At 69.6% G+C, this 18356-nt stretch carries 20 protein-coding genes and 1 pseudogene; 6 read left to right on the plus strand and 15 right to left on the minus strand.

What is annotated here, in order from left to right; genetic code table 11:
- Positions 1 to 218: pseudogene (locus tag AB4112_RS24945) on the minus strand (hypothetical protein); the annotation flags it as partial.
- 181 nt (positions 219 to 399) lie between these two features.
- Here AB4112_RS24945 and AB4112_RS24950 point away from each other — a divergent pair.
- Positions 400 to 918, plus strand: a complete 519-nt coding sequence (locus AB4112_RS24950; RefSeq protein WP_309799403.1) for a hypothetical protein — start codon at positions 400 to 402, stop codon at positions 916 to 918.
- Between the two features lie 33 nt (positions 919 to 951).
- Positions 952 to 1995 carry an L-glyceraldehyde 3-phosphate reductase gene (gene mgrA, locus AB4112_RS24955; protein WP_309799405.1) on the plus strand — a complete coding sequence of 348 codons (1044 nt, stop codon included), beginning with the start codon at positions 952 to 954 and terminating at the stop codon, positions 1993 to 1995.
- Positions 1996 to 2140: 145 nt separating this feature from the next.
- Here mgrA and AB4112_RS24960 read toward each other — a convergent pair whose 3' ends face one another.
- The 7 genes from AB4112_RS24960 to AB4112_RS24990 all read right to left on the minus strand — a co-directional run bounded on the left by AB4112_RS24960 (position 2141) and on the right by AB4112_RS24990 (position 9899).
- On the minus strand, positions 2141 to 3586 hold the full coding sequence (locus tag AB4112_RS24960; RefSeq protein WP_441723602.1) for a glycoside hydrolase family 15 protein: 1446 nt from the start codon (positions 3584 to 3586) through the stop codon (positions 2141 to 2143).
- On the minus strand, positions 3583 to 3819 hold the full coding sequence (locus tag AB4112_RS24965; protein ID WP_441723604.1) for a hypothetical protein: 237 nt from the start codon (positions 3817 to 3819) through the stop codon (positions 3583 to 3585). The genes AB4112_RS24960 and AB4112_RS24965 overlap by 4 nt, the downstream gene beginning before the upstream one ends.
- Positions 3820 to 3886: 67 nt before the next feature.
- Complete coding sequence (locus AB4112_RS24970; protein ID WP_441723606.1) at positions 3887 to 5188, minus strand: glucoamylase family protein; 1302 nt, start codon at positions 5186 to 5188, stop codon at positions 3887 to 3889.
- A complete protein-coding gene (locus AB4112_RS24975; RefSeq protein ID WP_374710652.1) occupies positions 5185 to 6936 on the minus strand; it encodes an ABC transporter ATP-binding protein/permease in 1752 nt (583 codons plus the stop codon). Before AB4112_RS24975 ends, AB4112_RS24970 begins: the two co-directional genes overlap by 4 nt.
- A 597-nt stretch (positions 6937 to 7533) precedes the next feature.
- Positions 7534 to 7932 carry a VOC family protein gene (locus AB4112_RS24980; RefSeq protein WP_309799414.1) on the minus strand — a complete coding sequence of 133 codons (399 nt, stop codon included), beginning with the start codon at positions 7930 to 7932 and terminating at the stop codon, positions 7534 to 7536.
- Positions 7933 to 8004: 72 nt separating this feature from the next.
- Entirely contained in the window at positions 8005 to 8937 is a 933-nt protein-coding gene (locus AB4112_RS24985) for a 3-keto-5-aminohexanoate cleavage protein (protein ID WP_441723609.1), read from the minus strand.
- A 17-nt stretch (positions 8938 to 8954) separates the two neighbouring features.
- A complete protein-coding gene (locus AB4112_RS24990) occupies positions 8955 to 9899 on the minus strand; it encodes a 3-hydroxyacyl-CoA dehydrogenase (RefSeq protein WP_441723611.1) in 945 nt (314 codons plus the stop codon).
- Between the two features lie 197 nt (positions 9900 to 10096).
- Between AB4112_RS24990 and AB4112_RS24995 the strand changes: the two genes are divergently transcribed.
- Complete coding sequence (locus tag AB4112_RS24995) at positions 10097 to 10873, plus strand: SDR family oxidoreductase (protein WP_441723613.1); 777 nt, start codon at positions 10097 to 10099, stop codon at positions 10871 to 10873.
- Between the two features lie 3 nt (positions 10874 to 10876).
- On the opposite strand, the gene AB4112_RS25000 is transcribed toward AB4112_RS24995, so the two are convergent.
- Complete coding sequence (locus AB4112_RS25000; RefSeq protein WP_441723615.1) at positions 10877 to 11776, minus strand: LysR substrate-binding domain-containing protein; 900 nt, start codon at positions 11774 to 11776, stop codon at positions 10877 to 10879.
- A gap of 159 nt (positions 11777 to 11935) precedes the next feature.
- On the opposite strand from AB4112_RS25000, the gene AB4112_RS25005 reads away from it, so the two are divergent.
- The 3 genes from AB4112_RS25005 (at position 11936) to AB4112_RS25015 (ending at position 13854) form a co-directional block, all read left to right on the plus strand.
- On the plus strand, positions 11936 to 12277 hold the full coding sequence (locus tag AB4112_RS25005) for a cupin domain-containing protein (RefSeq protein WP_441723617.1): 342 nt from the start codon (positions 11936 to 11938) through the stop codon (positions 12275 to 12277).
- A gap of 20 nt (positions 12278 to 12297) precedes the next feature.
- On the plus strand, positions 12298 to 12891 hold the full coding sequence (locus tag AB4112_RS25010) for a DUF4865 family protein (RefSeq protein WP_441723619.1): 594 nt from the start codon (positions 12298 to 12300) through the stop codon (positions 12889 to 12891).
- A gap of 228 nt (positions 12892 to 13119) precedes the next feature.
- Positions 13120 to 13854 carry a response regulator gene (locus AB4112_RS25015; protein ID WP_441723621.1) on the plus strand — a complete coding sequence of 245 codons (735 nt, stop codon included), beginning with the start codon at positions 13120 to 13122 and terminating at the stop codon, positions 13852 to 13854.
- A 4-nt stretch (positions 13855 to 13858) separates the two neighbouring features.
- Here the strand turns inward: AB4112_RS25015 and AB4112_RS25020 are convergent, their stop codons facing one another.
- The 6 genes from AB4112_RS25020 to AB4112_RS25045 form a co-directional block, all read right to left on the minus strand.
- Positions 13859 to 14776, minus strand: coding sequence for a LysR family transcriptional regulator (locus AB4112_RS25020; protein ID WP_441723623.1), 918 nt, complete (start codon positions 14774 to 14776; stop codon positions 13859 to 13861).
- 81 nt (positions 14777 to 14857) lie between these two features.
- Positions 14858 to 15739: a LysR family transcriptional regulator gene (locus tag AB4112_RS25025; protein WP_309799430.1), complete on the minus strand. Its 882-nt coding sequence runs from the start codon at positions 15737 to 15739 to the stop codon at positions 14858 to 14860.
- Positions 15740 to 15771: 32 nt separating this feature from the next.
- On the minus strand, positions 15772 to 16269 hold the full coding sequence (locus tag AB4112_RS25030) for a DoxX family protein (RefSeq protein ID WP_441723625.1): 498 nt from the start codon (positions 16267 to 16269) through the stop codon (positions 15772 to 15774).
- An 11-nt stretch (positions 16270 to 16280) separates the two neighbouring features.
- Positions 16281 to 17024 carry an HvfC/BufC family peptide modification chaperone gene (locus tag AB4112_RS25035; RefSeq protein WP_441723627.1) on the minus strand — a complete coding sequence of 248 codons (744 nt, stop codon included), beginning with the start codon at positions 17022 to 17024 and terminating at the stop codon, positions 16281 to 16283.
- On the minus strand, positions 17014 to 17892 hold the full coding sequence (gene bufB / locus AB4112_RS25040; protein WP_441723629.1) for an MNIO family bufferin maturase: 879 nt from the start codon (positions 17890 to 17892) through the stop codon (positions 17014 to 17016). Before bufB ends, AB4112_RS25035 begins: the two co-directional genes overlap by 11 nt.
- 32 nt (positions 17893 to 17924) lie before the next feature.
- On the minus strand, positions 17925 to 18218 hold the full coding sequence (locus AB4112_RS25045; protein ID WP_309799437.1) for a BufA1 family periplasmic bufferin-type metallophore: 294 nt from the start codon (positions 18216 to 18218) through the stop codon (positions 17925 to 17927).
- Between the last annotated feature and the right edge of the window lie 138 nt (positions 18219 to 18356).

Consider the following 18356-nt stretch of genomic DNA (forward strand, 5'->3'; position numbering starts at 1 on the left):
GGGCCGGCGGCGGACTGGGCCGCGGCGGCACGGTCGGCCAGCGCCAGTTCGGTCTTCAGCTCCGCGATCTTGCGGTCCATGGCGGCGCGCAGGGTCGAGGAGGTGTGCATGCCGAGATGGGCGCGCTTCTGCTCCAGCTCCTGCAGCTGCTTTTCCTTTTCCTGGCGGTTCCGGCGAATCGGGGCGCCATCGGACCGTTGCCCGTCGAACGAACGCATGTCGATACCTTAGCTGGGTTTCGAAGGGATGCCCGGACATGACCCCGAAGGCCACGCCGCATCCGCGGAGGCGATGGCCTAGCCGATCTGGGGACGATTGCGCAAGCTGGTATGTGCTCCGGCCCCGCGCTAGGGTCGCCCGATCACAGCGAACGGGCGGGATATGGACGGGGAGGGCATCGTGCGGCCATCGAAGCGCATCCTGCGGCCCTGGCGTGCCCTGCTGGCCGCCTGCGCGCTGATTCTCGTGGCCGCGCCGCAGGCCGGCGCCGGCCCGAAGGAAGACCGCTTCCGCATCACCGACGAGCTCGGGCAGGGCCAGATCGAGGAGCTGATCACGGTCGGCATCGACGGCCGCACCATCGGCGTGCTGCACGTCACCAAGGACGAGCCGACCGCCGAGCTGTCGGTCAAGGTGCCGCCCGGGCGCACGCTGCGCTACGAGCTGTGCGGCTTCCTGATCGTCGAGACGCCGGAGGGCGGGCGGCAGCAGCACCCGGTCAACCACACCGGCACGATCCAGAACGCCGCGGGGCGCGAGCTGCGCGCCTTCAACTCGAACAACGAGATCTTCTACCTGCAGGACGGGTCGCCCGGCGACGGCGACGCGGCGCAGACCGTGATCGGCGGGGCCGGGCAATGCGCCCAGCCCGTCGCCCTGCAGGACGGGATTCGGGCCGGCACTCCGCCGGCCGCGTGACGCCAACGACATTCGACAGGTAGGACGACAGCCATGCAGAAGCCCTGGATCGCCGACGAGGCGCGTTACGAGGCCGCGAAGTTCCGCCGTTCCGGCCGCAGCGGCCTCCAGCTGCCGGAGATCTCGCTCGGCCTGTGGCAGAACTTCGGCGGGGTCGACCACTACCAGACCGGCCGCGCCGTGCTGCGCCGCGCCTTCGACCGCGGCGTCACCCATTTCGACCTGGCCAACAACTACGGCCCGCCCTACGGCTCGGCCGAGGAGAATTTCGGCCGGATCTTCGCCGCCGATTTCCAGCCCTACCGCGACGAGCTGCTGATCTCGACCAAGGCCGGCTACGACATGTGGCCGGGCCCCTACGGCAATTTCGGCTCGCGCAAATACCTGATCGCCAGCCTGGACCAGAGCCTCAAGCGCATGGGGCTCGACTATGTCGACATCTTCTACTCCCACCGCCTCGACCCAGAGACGCCGCTCGAGGAGACCATGGGTGCGCTCGACCATGTCGTGCGCCAGGGCAAGGCGCTCTATGTCGGCATCTCCTCCTACTCGCCGGAGGCGACGCGCCAGGCCGCCGCGATCCTGAAGGACCTCGGCACGCCCTGCCTGATCCACCAGCCTTCCTATTCCATGCTCAACCGCTGGGTCGAGGACGGGCTGCTCGATGCGCTGGAGGAGCTGGGCATCGGCTGCATCGCCTTCTCGCCGCTGGCGCAGGGCATGCTGACCTCGAAGTACCTCGACGGCGTGCCCGAGGATTCGCGGGCCAAGCGCGGCGGGTCGCTGCGGCCGGCGCTGCTGTCGGAGGGCAACATCGCGCGCATCCGCGGGCTGAACGGGATCGCCAAGCGCCGCGGCCAGACCCTGGCCCAGATGGCGCTGACCTGGGTGCTGCGCGACCCGCGCGTCACCTCGGCCCTGATCGGCGCGCGGTCGGTGGCCCAGCTCGACGACAGCCTGGACGCGCTGAAGGGCGCGCCCCTGACCGCCGAGGAGCTGGCCGAGATCGACCGGCACGCCCTGGATGGCGGCATCGACCTGTGGCGGACGTCCTCGACCGCGAAGGCGGCGGGGTAGGAGGGGTCGTCAGACCCGCTCCACACTTCGGTTCTTTCACTGTCATGCCCGGGCTTGACCCGGGCATCCAGGGGTTTTCGAAGGCGGTTCTTGGTGGCCCCTGGATTGCCGGGTCAAGCCCGGCAATGACAGCTATGGGTTGTTGTCAGCGAGCCCGGAGGCTCACCGACGCTTTCCTCCGCGCCGCCAAGGCGGAGATGAAGCCGGCATAGCTCCAGCCCAGGTGCTTGGCTGACGTCTGCGCCCCGGTCGTCCGGTCGAACTGCTCGGACAAGGCGCCGTCATCGGGCGTGTAAGCCCGGACCGTCGCGAGGAAGGCGTCGCCGCGGGCCAGGAAGGCGTCCGCCAGCCGCCGGCGTCCGGCCGGGGATGCGGCGTCCTCCGCGCGGGGCTCGGCGCCCAGCGCCCGGGCCACGAAGCCGCGGTTGTCGGCGGTCAGCGCGAAATCCGTGCCGCCGGCCAGCGCCCCGGCCAGGCGGAAATGGAACTCCGCGGCGCCCAGCGTCGCGATGTACCAGGCGCCGCCGCCGTAATACTGGTCCTCGCGGTAKCGGCCCAGCGCCGGAGCCCGACCGGACGGGCGGTCCTGGTTGATCGGGTAGAGCCCGGCGAACAGGTCCTCGAGAGCGGCCAGCGTCGCCTGGGCGCGCGGATCCAGCACACTGTGCGGACCGTCGGTCAGGCCGGCATGCAGCACGCCGAGGATGACAGCGATGTCGAGCGCCCGGCGCGGCGCGTCGGACGACGCCGGCAGCAGGCTGGCATAGGCCCCGGCATCGGCCTGCCAATGGCCGTCCAGCGCCGTCGCCAGCGCCGCCGACGCCTGCCGGCATCGGTCGGCGGTCCCGGCATCGCCCTGCGCCTCCAGCCACCCGGCGCCCTCGCGCAGGGCGGCGCATTGCACGGCCTGGGTGTAGTAGTCGTGGCCGAGGCTGTCTTCCCAGATCTCGAAGCTCGGTTCGCGGTGATGCGCCAGGGTGAAGGCGAGGTCGATGTGAAGCAGCTCGGCTGCCCCGGCCCGGTCCAGCCCGTCGAGGTCCAGGCCGCGCAGCAGGGTCAGGGCGCGCAGCGCCGGCCCGTCATGCTGCGGCCGCGACCAGTTCAGCGTGTCCAGGGTGCCGTCCGGATTGACCCGGACCTCGCCCCAGATGCGGTCGCCGGCCACGCCGCGCAGATCGGCATCGGAGCGGACATGCTGGACGAAGGCGGGATCGACGCCGCGCTTCGGGTCGCCCGCAGCCAGGACCGCCGCACCGGTCAGGCCGCGCAGATCCAGGCTGAAGCGGATGAAGTCGCGGACCAGGCCGGCATCCGCGGCCGGCCGGCTGCCGTCGGCGATCGCGATCCGCAGCGCATCCATCACCAGCGCCGAATCCCGGTACCAGTGGAAGAAATAGTCGGGATCGGGGTCGTAGGCCCCCATCACCGCCGTCGCCACCACCGAGCCGGGCTTCGGCACGATGCGCTGGCGGAACGGCGGCCGCTGCTTGACCAGATGGGTGGCGGAGACGCCGAGCGTCAGGTTGCGGGCGGAGACGGCGTATTGCCGCTCCGCCCAGCCGGCCAAGCCGTGGCCGTCAGACCAGATCAAGCGTCAATCAGCCCAAGACGGGTTTCGATCTGGTCGAGCCGCCGTTCGACCTTGTCAAAGCGCACAGAGTGCTCGGCAAGAGCAACTTCGGTGCGGGCGAATCCCTGGGCGATGTTCACCTCTAGGCGCCCCACACGAGCGGTCAGGTCGTCCAGGCGATCATGGATGCGATCCATGCCGGCGCGGAGATGCCTGAGATGTTCAAGCACGAGGTTTTCGGTGTTCTCGTTCATGATGCGGTCAGTTTAGCAGAATTCCGGAAAGAAGGGCGGTGAACCTCGGAAGGAGCCCGCCCCGCCGTCAGCGCTTGCCCAGATGCGGGCTTTCGAAGCCGAGCTTGCGCAGACCCTGCTGCACGTCCGGGATGCTCATGAACAGCTTCCACAGCAGGCCGCTGCGGTGGTTCTCGATCATCGCCACGATCGGGCCCTGGTCGATCGCCAGATAGGTGTCGGCGGCCCAGCCGGCCTGTTCCGAGAAGGCGTCGACGAAACCGAACCTGTCCCAGATCTTGTCGCCGAGCGTTTCATAGAAGTGCCGCAGCGCCCGCATCGACTGCTCCGGCGCGTAGGGCATCGCCGACAGCGCCGCGGTCGGGCTGATGACGCCGATGTCGTTGTCCGGCGCATGGGCGGAATAGCCGGTCGGGTTGTCGCTGGCGGTCAGGCCCCAGCAATCCGGCCCGTACCCCTTGAAGTGGTTCGGGTTGCGGACGCAGTGCTCGTAGTTGATGAGCGTGTGCCGGCGGTTCTGTTCCCAGTAATCGGCGTACTGGTCCTTCAGGCCGCGCGGATCGAGGCCGAGGAAGGAGTAGTGGGTGAAGAACAGCGGCCCGCCATAGGGCATGCCGAGCGGCAGCTCGATGTCGTAGTAGGTCCGCTGGCTCAGGAAGTACCGACCCATGGCCCAGCCCTTATGGTAGACCTCGGCGTCGATGGCGTAGCGCGGCGACGAGGCGGCCAGGATGTAGGTGATCAGGCACTCGTTCCAGCCGCGGATCTCGTGGCCCATGCCCCAGCCGTTGTTGGCGCCCCAGTGCCAGAACAGGACGTTCAGCCCGCCACGGGTGTACCAGTTCCACTCCGTCTCGTTCCACAGCCAGGTGATGTGGTTGCGCAGCTCGGTCTCGTTGGCGGCGTCGCGGTCGAAATAGGCGCGGGCGCAGAGCAGCCCCTGGAACAGGAAGGCGGTCTCGACCAGGTCGCCGCCATCATCCTTGCGGCTGAACGACACCGTGGCGCCGGTGCTGCCGTCGAGGAAATGCGGGAACACGCCGTGATGCGAGGTGGTGTGTTCGAGGTGGCGGATGATGACCATCAGCCGTTCCACCGCGGCCGCCCGCTCGATCCAGCCGCGTTCCGCCGCGACGATGATCGCCATGACGCCGAAGCCGGACCCGCCGGTCGTGACCCAGTTGTTCGGCGGCTTGCCGGCGCGGTCGGTGCGGTCGGGGATCATGCCGCTGACCGGGTGCGCCGCATCCCAGAAGAACTGGAAGGTCTGGCGCTGCACGAGATCGAGCAGGGCGTCGTCCGACAGCGCCGCCGCGCCAGACTTCTTCGAGGAGGCGCGGCGGGTCGGGGCAGCAGGCCGTTTCGTCATTCCATCGGTTCTCGGTGATGCAGCAGGGGGGCGTAGCCGGCGGAGGAGGGGATCGCCCGCCGCGGCTGGCGGCCGACCGGCATCCGGCGCGCGCCGGTGACCTCGTCGGTCATGTGCAGCTTCAGGACGCGGGTGTAGAAGCCGTTCTTGACCTCGCGCCGGGCGATGGTGATGACCGCGGTGCCGGGCAGCTCGTGCTCGAAGATCGACATGGCGATCTTGCGCCGCTCCTCGTCCATCGAATCGACCATCTCGTCGATGAACACCCAGTCCGGCTTGTGCAGCAGCAGCCGGGCGAAGGTCAGGGTCTGCAGCTCGTCGCCGGTCAGCTCCTTGTCCCAGTGCTTCACCTGGTCGAGCGAGATCTCGTGATGGCCCATGTCGGTGCGCTTCAGCGCGGCGCAGATCTGGTCGTCACCGAAGCTGGCGGCGTCCTTGGGATAGGCCAGGGCGGCACGCATGGTGCCCGGCGGCAGGTAGGGACGCTGCGGCAGGAACATCATGTTGGCGTCGGGCGGCACCAGGATCCGCCCGGTGCCCCAGGGCCACAGCCCGGCGAAGGCGCGGAACAGGGTGCTCTTGCCGCCGCCGGTGCGGCCGACGATCAGCACGCGCTCGCCCGGCGTGATCCGGACCTTCTCGTCGTCGAGCACGGCCATGCCGCCGGTCGACAGCACGCCGAGCTTCTCGAAGCCGATCTGCTTCGCCGGGCCTACGGCGAACTCGATCTTCCGCGGCTCGCCGTTGAGGTTTTCGAGCGTCAGCAGCGTCTCGCGGAAGCTCATCACCCGCAGCAGCGTTGCCCGCCAGTCGGCGAGGTTGCTGAAATTGTCGACGAACCAGCGCAGGGCCTGCTGCACCTGGATGAAGGCGCCGACCGCCACCATCAGCTCGCCGAAGGTCAGGTCGCCGCCGAAATAGCCGGGCGAGGCGACCAGGATCGGGGCGACGATGGTGAACCAGCCATAGCCGGCGGTGATCCAGGTCAGGCCGGTCACGGCCCGGACATAGCGCAGCATCACCGCGATGACGCGGTCGAGATCGAGGTCGAGCCGCCGGCGCTCGTCGGTCTCGCCGCCGTCGAGCGTGATGCTGTCGACATGCTCGTTGACGCGGACCAGGGCCGACCGCAGGTCGGCCTCCCGGGCGTAGCGTTCGGCGTTGATGCCGATCAGCGGCCGGCCGACGCGCCAGCTGAGCCAGGAGGCGGCGGCGGCGTAGAGCAGGGCGCACCACACCATGTAGCCCGGGATCGAGAAGGCCTCGCCATTGAGCTTGAGGGCGATGCCCTGCGACAGGATCCAGAGCACGCCGACGAAGCTGATCAGCAGCAGGGTCGACTGCAGCAGGCCGATGCCGAGATCGGTGGACAGCTCGGTCAGGTGGCGGGCGTCCTCGTGGATGCGCTGGTCCGGGTTCTCGCCGATCTCGCCGGCCCCGGCCAGGCGGAAGGCGCGCTTGGGCTTCAGCCATTCGCCGAACAGGTCGCGCGTCAGCCCCGCCCGCAGGCGGACCTTCAGGGTCTGGTTCAACCAGGTCTGGGCGACGTTGAGGACCAGCAGCACGCCGGCGATGGCGACGAAGACGAACAGCTGGCGCACGAAGCCGCTGACGCTCTTCTGCGCCAGGGCGTCGTAGAAGGGCTGGTTCCAGGCATTCAGCCGGATCTGCGTCGCGGCGGTCAGCGCGATGACCACGACGATGCCGGCGCACAGGCCGATGATGCGTTTGCGGTCCTGCGACGCCATCAGCGTCCGGAACAAGGTCAGCAGCTGAGCGAGTAAACCCTGACTCGCGATCGAATGCTTATCACCAGTGGTCGTGCCTGACGGCGGCGCCTCGGACGCCTTTGCCATTGAACCTATCCGTTCCCTACTGCTTCCTGCGCTCCCCTTCGGGATGCTTGCCCCCATCATACCGGTGCAGGTGATGTCGGTCGTGCATCGAATCAATAGTTGAGGATTTGTGCGGCTTTGCGCGCCCTTCACGACACGGATCCCTCTTCATCGAGGGCGCCTGCGCGACAGACTCGATCAAACCGAGCGCCGAGGCTCGCGGACAGCAAACACTGATCCGATCGTACCGAAGCGGTAATAGAATCCATCTCTCACACGTCCGCATTGACAATCACTTCGCTTCCGACATCTTCGTGCCGTAGAAACAAAATGACGGGTCCCTGAACAGTCACGCCTTTATTCAGTGTTGTAAGTCGATTCTTGACGACAATCGTAACACTCAATTCCCGATAGCAGATCAAAGCATGCCGTTGGAAGCCGGCAAAACGAAGGCAAGCGGCGACATTCCTGGCGGTAGTGGGATTTCGGCCACATCCGGATGGTAAAGCCCTAGAGATCATTTGGCGGACGGTGGCACACCGCTTCGATCCGGTTGCCGTCGGGGTCGAGCAGGAAGGCCGCGTAATAGGCCGGGTGGTAGTCGCGCAGGCCCGGCGGGCCGTCATCCTGCCCGCCCGCCGCCAGACCGGCCGCGTGGAAGGCGTCCACCGCCGCGCGGTCCGGCGCCCGGAAGCACCAGTGCCGATTGTCCGGCACCAGGGAAGGACCGGAGCTCTGTCCGATCGAGAGATAGGTATGGCTGTCGTCCCAGGGCCGGTTGCGGGTGCCGTAGCCCAGCTGCCGCTCGCTGCGCACCACGCAGGGCACGCCCAGCGCCGTCATCACCGCATCCCAGAACGGGGCAACGCGACCGACATCGGAGACAGTGATGGAAACGTGATCGAGCATAGCCGGAATCCTCGTGAACAACGATGATTCCAGCATAACCCACGACCGCGCGATGTGACCGGCGTTACAGCCCTAGAAGGCGACGCGGTCGCCGCCCTTCAGCTCCAGGATCTCGCGGGCTTCGTCCGGCGAGGCGATCTCCAGGCCCAGGCCCTCGATCACCTGGCGGGCAAGGCGGACCTGCTGGGCGTTCGATTCCGCCAGCCGGCCCGGACCGGCCCACAGCGAATCCTCCAGCCCGACGCGGACATGGCCGCCCATCGCCGCGGACATCGCCGCGATCGGCAGCTGGTTGCGGCCGGCCCCCAGCACCGACCAGCGGTACTGGTCGCCGAACAAGCGGTCGGCGGTGCGCTTCATGTGCATCACGTCCTCGGGATGGCCGCCGATGCCGCCGAGGATGCCGAACACGGTCTGGACGAACAGCGGCGGCTTCACCAGCCCGCGTTCGAGGAAGTGGTGCAGGTTGTAGAGATGCGCGGTGTCGTAGCATTCGAACTCGAACCGGATGCCGTCGTCGCCCAGCGTCCGCAGCACGAATTCGATGTCCTTGAAGCTGTTGCGGAACACCAGGTCGCGCGACGCCTCCAGCGCCTCCGGCTCCCAGGAATGCTTGAACTCCTTGAAGCGGTTGAGCATCGGGAACAGGCCGAAATTCATCGACCCCATGTTCAGCGACGCCACCTCCGGCTTGAAGGTCTGGGCCGGCAGGATGCGCTCCTCGACCCGCATCCAGGGCGCGCCGCCGGTGGTCAGGTTTATGACGCAGTCCGAGCGCTGCTTGATCACCTTGAGGAAGGGCTCGAAGGCCTGCGGCGTCTGGTCGGGCTTGCCGCTCTCCGGGTCGCGGGCGTGCAGGTGGACGATGGCGGCGCCGGCCTCCGCGGCGCCGATCGCCGCCTCGGCGATCTCCGCCGCCGTCACCGGCAAATGCGGCGACATCGACGGGGTGTGGATCGCCCCGGTGACGGCGCAGGTGATGACGATCTTGCGGGATTGGGCCATGGCTGCGGTCCTTCAGCTCAGGAATCGGAGGGGGCGTCGGGCTGCGCCGCCTTGTGGGCCCGCAGCGCCGCCAGGCGGCGGTCGCGCCAGGCGCTGCGGGCGGCCAGCTGCGCGGCGTCGGGGGCCTGGCCCCAGCCGGCCAGCAGGCGGGCGACGGTGGCGTCGTCCCACACCTCCGGCGGGGCCGGGTCGGCGGCGAGGCGGCGGTAGAACCCGGTGTAGCGGGCGCAGTAGTCGGCGATGCCGCCCGGCGCGTTCAGCTCGATGGTGCCGAAGGGGCCGAGGAAGGACCAGCGCAGGCCCAGCCCGTCCTTCACCGTGGTGTCGAGATCCTGCGGGCTGACCACGCCCTCGCCGACCAGCCGGAAGGCCTCGGCCAGCAGCGCGCCCTGCAGGCGGTTCAGCACGAAGCCGTCGACCTCTCGGTTGACCGTGATCGGCTCCTGCCCGACGGCACGGTAGATCCGCCTTGCCCGTTCCACGGTCTCGGGCACGGTCCAGGGCGCGCCGCATAGCTCGACCACCGGCACCAGATGCGGCGGGTTGACCGGATGGGCGACCAGGCAGCGGTCGCGGCCGGCAAGCTCCTCGGTGAAGCGCGAGGCGACGATGGCGGAGGTCGAGGAGGCGAGGATGGCGTCGCGCGGCGCCAGCCGGTCGAGCTCGGCGAACACCGCGCGCTTGACCTCGACCGCCTCGGGCAGGTTCTCCTGCACCAGTTCCACGCCCGCCACCGCCTCGGCCAGGGACGTCGCGGTCGCGACCCGCGCGGCGGCACCGGCCGGATCCTCGGCCAGGCCATGGCCGGCAAGGTCGGCGAGGCCCTCGGCGATCAGGGCTGGTGCTGCGGCCAGCGCCGCGGCGCTGGCATCGGTCAGCCGGACCTGCCATCCGGCGCGGGCGAAGACGATCGCCCAGGATCGGCCGATCAGCCCGGCACCGATGATCGCGACGGTGGGCATGCCCTGCATCCTCCCTTGGCCTGTGCGCCCTGCCACGGTCGGACAAAGCGCCGGCCAGGTCCAGATCGCGATCGGCGAGGCCGGGCTGCGTTTTCGGCGGCTTGCGATTCTCCGCCGGACGCGGCGATGGTTGGGCATTGCGTCATCGATCGCGCCCGGCACGAGGCGGACGAGCGCCAACCCAGGAGGACAACGCCATGGATCTCGGCATCAGGGGATTGCGGGTTCTGGTCACCGCCGGCGCGTCCGGCATCGGCCGCGAGATCGTCAACGCCTTCGTCGAGGAGGGGGCGCGGGTGCATGTCTGCGACGTCGACGCCAAGGCGCTCGCCGCGCTGACCGCGAGCAGCCCTGCCATCACCGGCACCTTGTGCGACGTGTCCGACCGGGCGGCGGTGGCGCGGCTGTTCGACGAGGCGCTGGCGGCGCTGGGCGGGCTGGACTGCCTGGTCAACAATGTCGGCATCGCCGGCCCCACCGGCCGCGTCGACCAGATCGATCCGGAAGCGTGGGACCAGACCCTGACGGTCAACGTCACCGGTCAGTTCAACTGCACCCGGCTGGCCGTGGCGCATCTGGCCAAGAGCGGCAACCCCAGCATCATCAACCTGTCGTCCTCGGCCGGGCGGCTCGGCTTCCCGCTGCGCACGCCCTATGCCGCGTCGAAATGGGCGGTGGTCGGCTTCACCAAGTCGCTGTCGATCGAGCTCGGGCCGCTCGGCATCCGGGTCAATGCGATCCAGCCCGGCATCGTCGAGGGCGACCGCATCCGCCGGGTGTTCACCGCCAAGGCCGAGCAGCACGGCATCTCGATGGAGGAGATGCAGGCCCAGGCCATGGCCCAGGCCTCGATCCAGGAGCTGATCCAGCCGCGCCAGCTGGCCGACACCATCCTGCTGCTGGCGTCGCCGCGCGGCCGCACCATCTCCGGCCAGGCCATCAGCATCTGCGGCGACCTGCAGTCGCTGTCCTGAGTCTCACGCCGCTTCGGCCAGGCCCGGCAGCGCGTCGCGGACCGCCTGCACCAGGATGGCGGCCAGGCGGCGCGTGACCGGGCCGGGCTCGGCCTCTGCCCGGTGCAGGGCCACGGCCAGCGACGGCAGGGGCGGCGCTTCGGCCGGGTCCAGCACGCGCACCCCGGCGGGCAGGCCGAACTCGGTGCGCACGGTGACGCCCAGCCCGGCCGCCACCGCGGCCCACAGCCCGCCCAGGCTGGGGCTGACGAAGGCGAGGCGCCAGGGGATGCCGGCACGGTCCAGCGCGTCGGTGGCCGCCTTGCGCAGCAGGCAGGGCGCCTCCAGCGCTGCGAGCGGCAGCGGTTCGCCGGCTTGCAGCCACGGATCCCAGGAGTCGCCACCGACCGGGCCGACCCAGCGCATCGGCAGCTCGGCCACCCGTTCGGCGTGGGGCGCCCCGGCCGCGTCGCCCCAGGCCAGCGCCAGGTCGAGCTGGCCCGACGTGACCCGGTCGAGCAGGTCGCCGGTGCGGGCGATCCGGGCCTCGATCCGCACCCGGGGATGGGTGCGGGCGAAGCGGCCCAGCACCGCCGGCAGCAGCGCCTCGCCGAAATCCTCGGACAGGCCGAGCCGGACCCAGCCCTCCAGATCGATGCCGCGGACCGCCGCCGCCGCCTCGTCGTTGAGGGCGATCAGCCGGCGGGCATAGGCCAGCATGGTCTCGCCCGCCCCGGTCAGGGCCAGGCCGCGCCCGGCCTTGCGGAAGATCGGCGTCCCCGCATGGTCCTCCAACTTGCGCAGCTGGGCGCTGACCGCCGAGGTCGAGCGGCCCAGGCGGTCAGCCGCCCGGCTGAAGCTGCCCAGCTCCATGCCGGTGACGAAGCTGCGCAGAACGTCGAGGTCGAAGGTGATCCGTCGCATGGAAATCATCCTGTTTTCTGGAATCGATCGTGCGGATCTTCCTGATTTTCAGGATGAATTTGCGACCCCAATGTCAGAGGCGTCAAGACCACCAGATCCAGGAGCTCTATGATGTGCAATCCCGAGGAAATGACCATCCGTCGGGCTGGAACCGGAATCGTGCGTGCGCCGGACGGCATCGCCAGCGGGCCGTTCTGGGTCGAGCGGCTGCTCGACGGCAGCCGGGACGGTGAAATGACCGCGATGCGCGCGACCCTGGATCCCGGGGTGCGCACGCATTGGCACAGCCATCCCCTGGGGCAGCTGCTTTACGTCCTCTCCGGCGTCGGCCTCGCCCAGCGTGACGGCGGCCCGGTGGCGGAGGTCAGGGCAGGGGACTGCGCCTGGTTCGCCCCGGACGAGCGGCACTGGCACGGCGCGTCGCCGGACAGCGCCTTCGCCTATGTCGGCATCCAGGCTGTCCGGGAGGGGACGGCGGTGCATTGGCTGGAGCCGGTCTGATCACACGAGGAGCATTCGCCATGTACGCCATGCAGTACGAGATCACCCTGCCGGCCGACTACGACATGGCGGTCATCCGCCATCGCGTCACGACCAAGGCTCCGGCGCTCGACAATCTTCCTGGGCTCGGCCTCAAGGCCTATCTCATCCGCGAGCGCGGGGTCGACGGGTCGCCGGTCAACCAGTACGCCCCGTTCTACCTGTGGGACTCGACCGACGGCATGGGCGCCTTCCTGTGGGGCGGCGGCGGCTTCGGCGGCATCGTCGACTCCTTCGGCCGGCCCGCCGTGCAGCACTGGACCGGCATCGCCTGCCTCGCCGGGCCGGCACGGAACGCGGCCCCGCGCGCCGCCACCCGCCACACCGAGCCGATCCCGGCTGCGGCCGACCTGACCGCGGTGATCGCCACGGCGGTCGCCGACCTCGGCCGGCGTGCCCGCTTGTCCGGGGTGCACACGGTGGCCTTGGCCGTGGATCCCAGATCCTGGGGGCTGGTGCGCTTCACCCTGTGGGACGACCCTGCCGCGGCGGAGGACGGGATCCGCTACCAGCTGCTGCACCTGTCCACGCCGCATCTCGAAGCGATCACCGGTGGCGGGGTGTCGGGCCTCTGACGCTGAACGATACATTTGATTCGCGGCAAATCTGTTGAAACGTCGCGCGGGCAGGTGACCCAGGTCACCTCCGGAACCGCGACGCGGTGCGATGGTCCCTCCGGTACAGCGTCGGCGGCGAATCTGCGACCAGGTTGGGAGTTGGGTTCGCCGCCGGTCATCCAGTCGGATGCCACTCTGCCCCATGGGCCGAGGCAGGCATGCGACCGCAACCGGCACGATCAGGACATGAACACCATCAGCAGACCGTCGATCCGGGTCCTCATCGTCGATGACGATCCGGCCATCCGGGACATGGTCGTCAACTATCTCGAGGACCAGGGCATCCAGGCGATCTCCGCTTCCGGGCGGCAGGACATGGTTCGCCACTTCGCCGACAGCAAGCCGGACCTCGTGGTCCTGGACCTGCATCTCGGCCAGGAGGACGGGCTCGACCTGCTGCGCGACATCCGCTCGGATTTCGACACGCCGGTGATCATCGGCACCGGGCATCGCCGCGAGGAGATCGACCGCGTCGTCGGGCTGGAGCTCGGCGCCGACGACTACCTGACCAAGCCATTCGGGCTGCGGGAGCTTCTGGCCCGCATCCGGGCGGTGCTGCGGCGGCGCGAACTCGGCCGCGCGGCGGTGCAGCGCGGGCCGGAGCGGGGACGCTACCGGTTCGGCGGCTGGCTGCTCGACCGGCGCGCCCGGCGCCTGACCGACGCCAACGGCACGGTGGTCACCCTCTCGAAGGGCGAATACGCCCTGCTCGTCGCCTTCATCGAGGCGCCCCAGCGGCCGCTGTCGCGGGAGCAACTGCTGCAGGCGACCCGCATCCATGAGGATGTCTACGACCGCACCATCGACGTCCAGGTGCTGCGGCTGCGGCGCAAGCTGGAGACCGAGGCGGCTGCGCCGCAGATCATCCAGACCGAGCGCGGCGTCGGCTACGTCTTCGCCCTGCCGGTCGAGGTGCTTTGATCGCTCACGACTGGCCCGCGGCCTGCAGCGCCAGCGGCTCCTTGCCCAGCCACTGCATCCGCATCGACTCCCGCACCAGCATGCCGAGCGCGGGCGAATGCGGGCGGCCGCGGACGGTCACCAGCGAGACGTCACGCCAGAATTCCGGTTCGACGCAGGCGCGCGCGACCACGCCGGGGTGGGTGATCGAATACTTCGGGATGAAGCCGAAGCCGAGGCCCGCGGCGATCATCGCCAGGACCCAGTCGTCGCGCTCGCTGCTGTAGATCATCGGGCAGCGGACATTCTGGGCGGCGAACACGGCACTGGCGCATTCGTAGATCTCGCAATTGCGGCGGTTGACGTAGCTCTCGCCATCGAGGTCGCGGACGCGGATCTCGCTGCGGTCGGCCAGGTCGTGGCCCGCCGGAATGGCGATCATGAAGAACTCCCGGAACAGGTCGATGTAATGCAGCCGTTCGTTCGCCCGCGCACCGGGAATGCAGTAGATCGCCGCCTCCAGCTCGCCGGCCAGCAGCTGTTCCTCCAGCGCCCGCGCGCTGGCATCGACCATCATCAGCTCGAGCGCCGGGTAGCGCTTGCGCACGACCTCGATCAGGTCAAGCACGATGGCCGGGGCGATCGTGCACATGATGCCGAGCCTCAGCTGCAGCCGCTTGCCGGTGGTCAGCTCCAGCGCGGTCTTCTTCGCAGCCTGGGTCTGGTCGTAGACCTGCTGCAGATAGGGCAGCAGCATGCGGCCGAGCTCGGACAGATGGGTGTTCGCCCGCTCGCGGTGGAACAGCGGGCCGCCCAGTTCTTCCTCCAGCAGCTTGATCGCCCGGGTCAGCGACGGCTGCGCCACATGGCAGATCTCAGCCGCCCGCGTGAAGTTCAGCTGGTCGCAGACGGCGAGGAAGTAGCGGATCTGGTGCATTTCCATGGCGGCTTCCCGGAGACTCGGCTTCGGTGCTCTGTTCGGTGGCAGGTCCGGGATGGGTACGCCGTGCCGCACAGGATGCCGTCAGGCGGCATCCCAGTCGAAGTGCCGGGCCATGCGGATGACCGTCGACACCGCCGGCGAATGCGGCCGTCCGGCCACCGTCGCGATCACGATCCGGCGCGTCACCTCGGGATCGACCAGGGGGCGCGAGGGCAGCCCCGACAGCATCAGCAGGCGCTCCGGGATGAACGAGATCCCCAGCCCCGCCATGACCAGGCCCTGGACCCAGTCTTCCCGCGGGCTCTCGTAGCGTTCCCGCACGGCGACGCCGCGTTCCGCCAGCATGTCGTCGAACACGGCGATGAACTCGCAGTTGAGCCGGGACAGATAAGGCTCGCCGTCGACCTCGGCCAGGGCGACCCGGTCGAGCGCGGCGAAGCGATGGCCGGGCGGAAACGCGACCCGGAACCGTTCCCGGTAGAGCGGCAAGGTGCGCAGCCGGCCAGGGCAGTCCGTCGGCTCGGCCAGGATCGCGAGGTCGAGGTGCCCGGCCAGCAGCAGCCCCGACAGCTCGCCCGGCGCCGCCTCGGTCAGCCGCAGGTCGATCGCCGGCTGGTCCTGGTGCAGCCGCCGCAGCAGGCCGACCAGCCGGGTCGGCCCGATCGTGCACATCACCCCGAGATGGAGCACGGCGCGTTCGAGCGCGACATAGCTCCGGGCCCGCGCCTTCGCGGCTCTGGCCTGGGCCACGGCCATCTCGAAATGCGGCCGCATCAGCCGACCCAGATCGGTCAGGTGGGTGCGCTGGCGCTCGCGGTGGAACAGGGGGGCGCCGAGCTCCACCTCCAGCTTCCGGATCGCCCGCGTCAGCGAGGGCTGGGCGACGTTGCAGGCCGCCGCCGCCCGCGTGAAGTTCAGCGTCCGGCACATCGCCAGGAAATAGCGGAGCTGGTGCATCTCCATGACCACGCGCCCCTGAACGGCAGCACGCCGGCTCAGGGCCGCAGCGGCTTGATCCAGCGCGACAGCAGGTGGTCGAGCGAGATCGGCCCGGGCCCCCGGATCACGATCATCAGCAGCAGGAACATCCAGTAGAAGTGCTCGGTGTTGTCATAGTCCGGGTTGCTGGCCCCGAGCACGAACTGGATTACCAGGCTCATCCCCAGCAGGGGCAGCGCGGCGCAGCGGGTCAGCAACCCGGCCACCAGCAGCACCGGCATGCCCAACTCGAAGGTGGTGCCCAGCAGCGCCGCGACCGGGACCGGCAGCAGCGGCACCTTGTACTCCTCCTGGAACAGGAAGAGCGTCGCGTTCCAATCCGCGATCTTGGTCAGACCCGACAGGAAGAAGACGCGCGCGATCCACAGCCGGATGGCGAGCTGAAGCAAGGGCGCGGCCCAGACCTCGATCGCATCCGTGACTCGCCGGTAGATCGCCGCCGCACGGGCAACGAGAAGAGCGGCCCGGCCGGATGCCGGGACGGTGATGGCCATGTCTGTCTCCCTCAGGCCGGATGCAGCGAGAAGCCGCAGAAGGTGCCGCGCGCGAACTGGGCGGCGAGCACGGCCTGCAGCGCGAAGCCGGGATCGGCGGCTGCGGCGGTGGCGGCTGCGACATCGAGCGTCGTGCCGGCGCGGACCATGCGCAGGAAGGCGAACTCGCCGGTGCTGAGCGCCGCCATCTCCAGCGCGCCGCCGCTGCGCAGCACCAGCACCGCGCCGGCGGCCGCCCTATCCGGCGCCGTGCCGGCCCACAGCGCCAGCAGCGGATAGGCCGAGGCGACCATGCGGACCGTCGGATGCAGCCGAAAGCAGATGTCCGAACTGCGATCCGGCGGCACGGCGGCCAGGCGGTCTGGCCGCAGCGGCTCGGCCTCGGCGGCGAAGCAGGCCTCGACGCGCGCCCATTCCAGCCGGGCGAGGTCCGGCAGCGCGGCATCGCCTGGATCCGGCAGATGGGTCGCCAGGAACGCCGGGAAGCCGTCGCCATAGGCCAGCAGCTGCGGTCGCCGCGGCGGTGCCGCCTCGACGAAGGCCTGGGCCAGCGCCGGGAAGCGCTCGCCCAGCCGGTCCGCGGCGACCGGGAAGGTGGCGCGCAGGGCCTCCGTCAGCGAGGCCAGCACATTGTGTCGATGGATGGCAAGGCGGCGGTCTGCGGCCACGCGGTCACTGACCAGCCCGCTGCAGGCGGCCGCGGCGTCGCCCAGCAGGACCGCGCTGCGGAAGGCAGCCTGGAGATCATGCAGCATGGCGCGCCGCCCGTACGGCCTCCAGCAGCCGATCGGCCTTGGCGGCCTCGGCCAGCAGTACCGGCAGCTCCGGGATCGCCGTGTCCCATTCCACCAGGACCGGCAGGGGGCCGGTGCGCCCCAGCGCCGATTGCAGCAGCCGCCACACGGCGTCGGCGACCGCCGAGCCGTGGTCGTCGATCAGCATCGGTTCGGCGTCGAACTGCGCCACCGCGTGCCCGGCGACATGGATCTCCTGCACCGCATCCCAGGGCACGCCCTCGAGATAGCGGTCCGGGTCGAAGCCGATGTTGAAGCCGGAGACATGGATGTTGTTGACGTCGAGCAGCAGGCCGCAGCCGGTACGGTCGACGATCGCCTGCAGGAAGTCCCATTCCAGCATCGTGGTCTCGGCGAAGGCCAGGTAGCTCGACGGGTTCTCGATCAGCACCTGCCGGCCGAAGGCCTGCTGCGCCTGGTCGACATTGCGGCACAGCACGGCCAGGGCCTCGTCGGTGAAGGGCACCGGCAGCAGGTCGTTCAGGAAGACGCCGCCGGTGACGCTCCAGGCCACATGCTCGGAGACGAGGCCCGGCTCGAACCGGTCGAACAGGCCGCGCAGGGCCGCGAGGTGCGGCCGGTCCAGCCCCTCGGCCGAGCCGAGCGACAGGCCGACGCCGTGGCAGCTGAGCGGGAAGTCCTGCCGGATCCGTTCCAGCGCGGCCAGGCGCGGCCCGCCGGCCGACAGGTAGTTCTCGCTGTGGATCTCGATCCAGCCGATGGCCGGCGGCTGGCGCAGGAAATCCACCACATGGCGGTGACGGAGGCCGATACCCGCTCGCGCAGGTATCGGCGCCGCCGCCGCATTCGCACCGGGGGAGGCACTCATGCGGATCGACCTCGGCTGTCTCGGGGGCTCGATCAGGCCTTCTTCGGGTTCACGCCCTTGAAGGCCTGGGCCTGGCCGCCGAGTTCGGTGCAGATCGCAGCGCTGCCGACCGCACGCCACTCGCTGCCGTCGTAGTTGACCTTTGACTGGCCGGCGCAGGAATGGGTCCCGGCCTGGTTGGCGCAGCTGTTCTGGCCGGCGAGCGAGATGCCGTAGCACTTCGCCAGGTCGGCGGCATTGGCGGCCGGCGGCGCCACGATCGCGGCCAGGGCCACCGCTCCGAACAGGGCGGAGGCAATGTTCAAGGCGGCTGTCTTGCTGGTCATCTGTCGTCTCCTGAAGAAGGGGCGCCGTCCTTGGCGCCGGGACAGGCAGACGCTAATCCGCTGATGTTACAGGACAAAATGCCGTGTCGTTATGAGTTCGATAGCCAGTGGCTATGAAACCTCAGGCCGTCCGGCCGC

Source organism: Inquilinus sp. 2KB_23 (genome assembly GCF_052115705.1).
In the GTDB taxonomy this organism is placed as follows: domain Bacteria; phylum Pseudomonadota; class Alphaproteobacteria; order DSM-16000; family Inquilinaceae; genus Inquilinus; species Inquilinus ginsengisoli_A.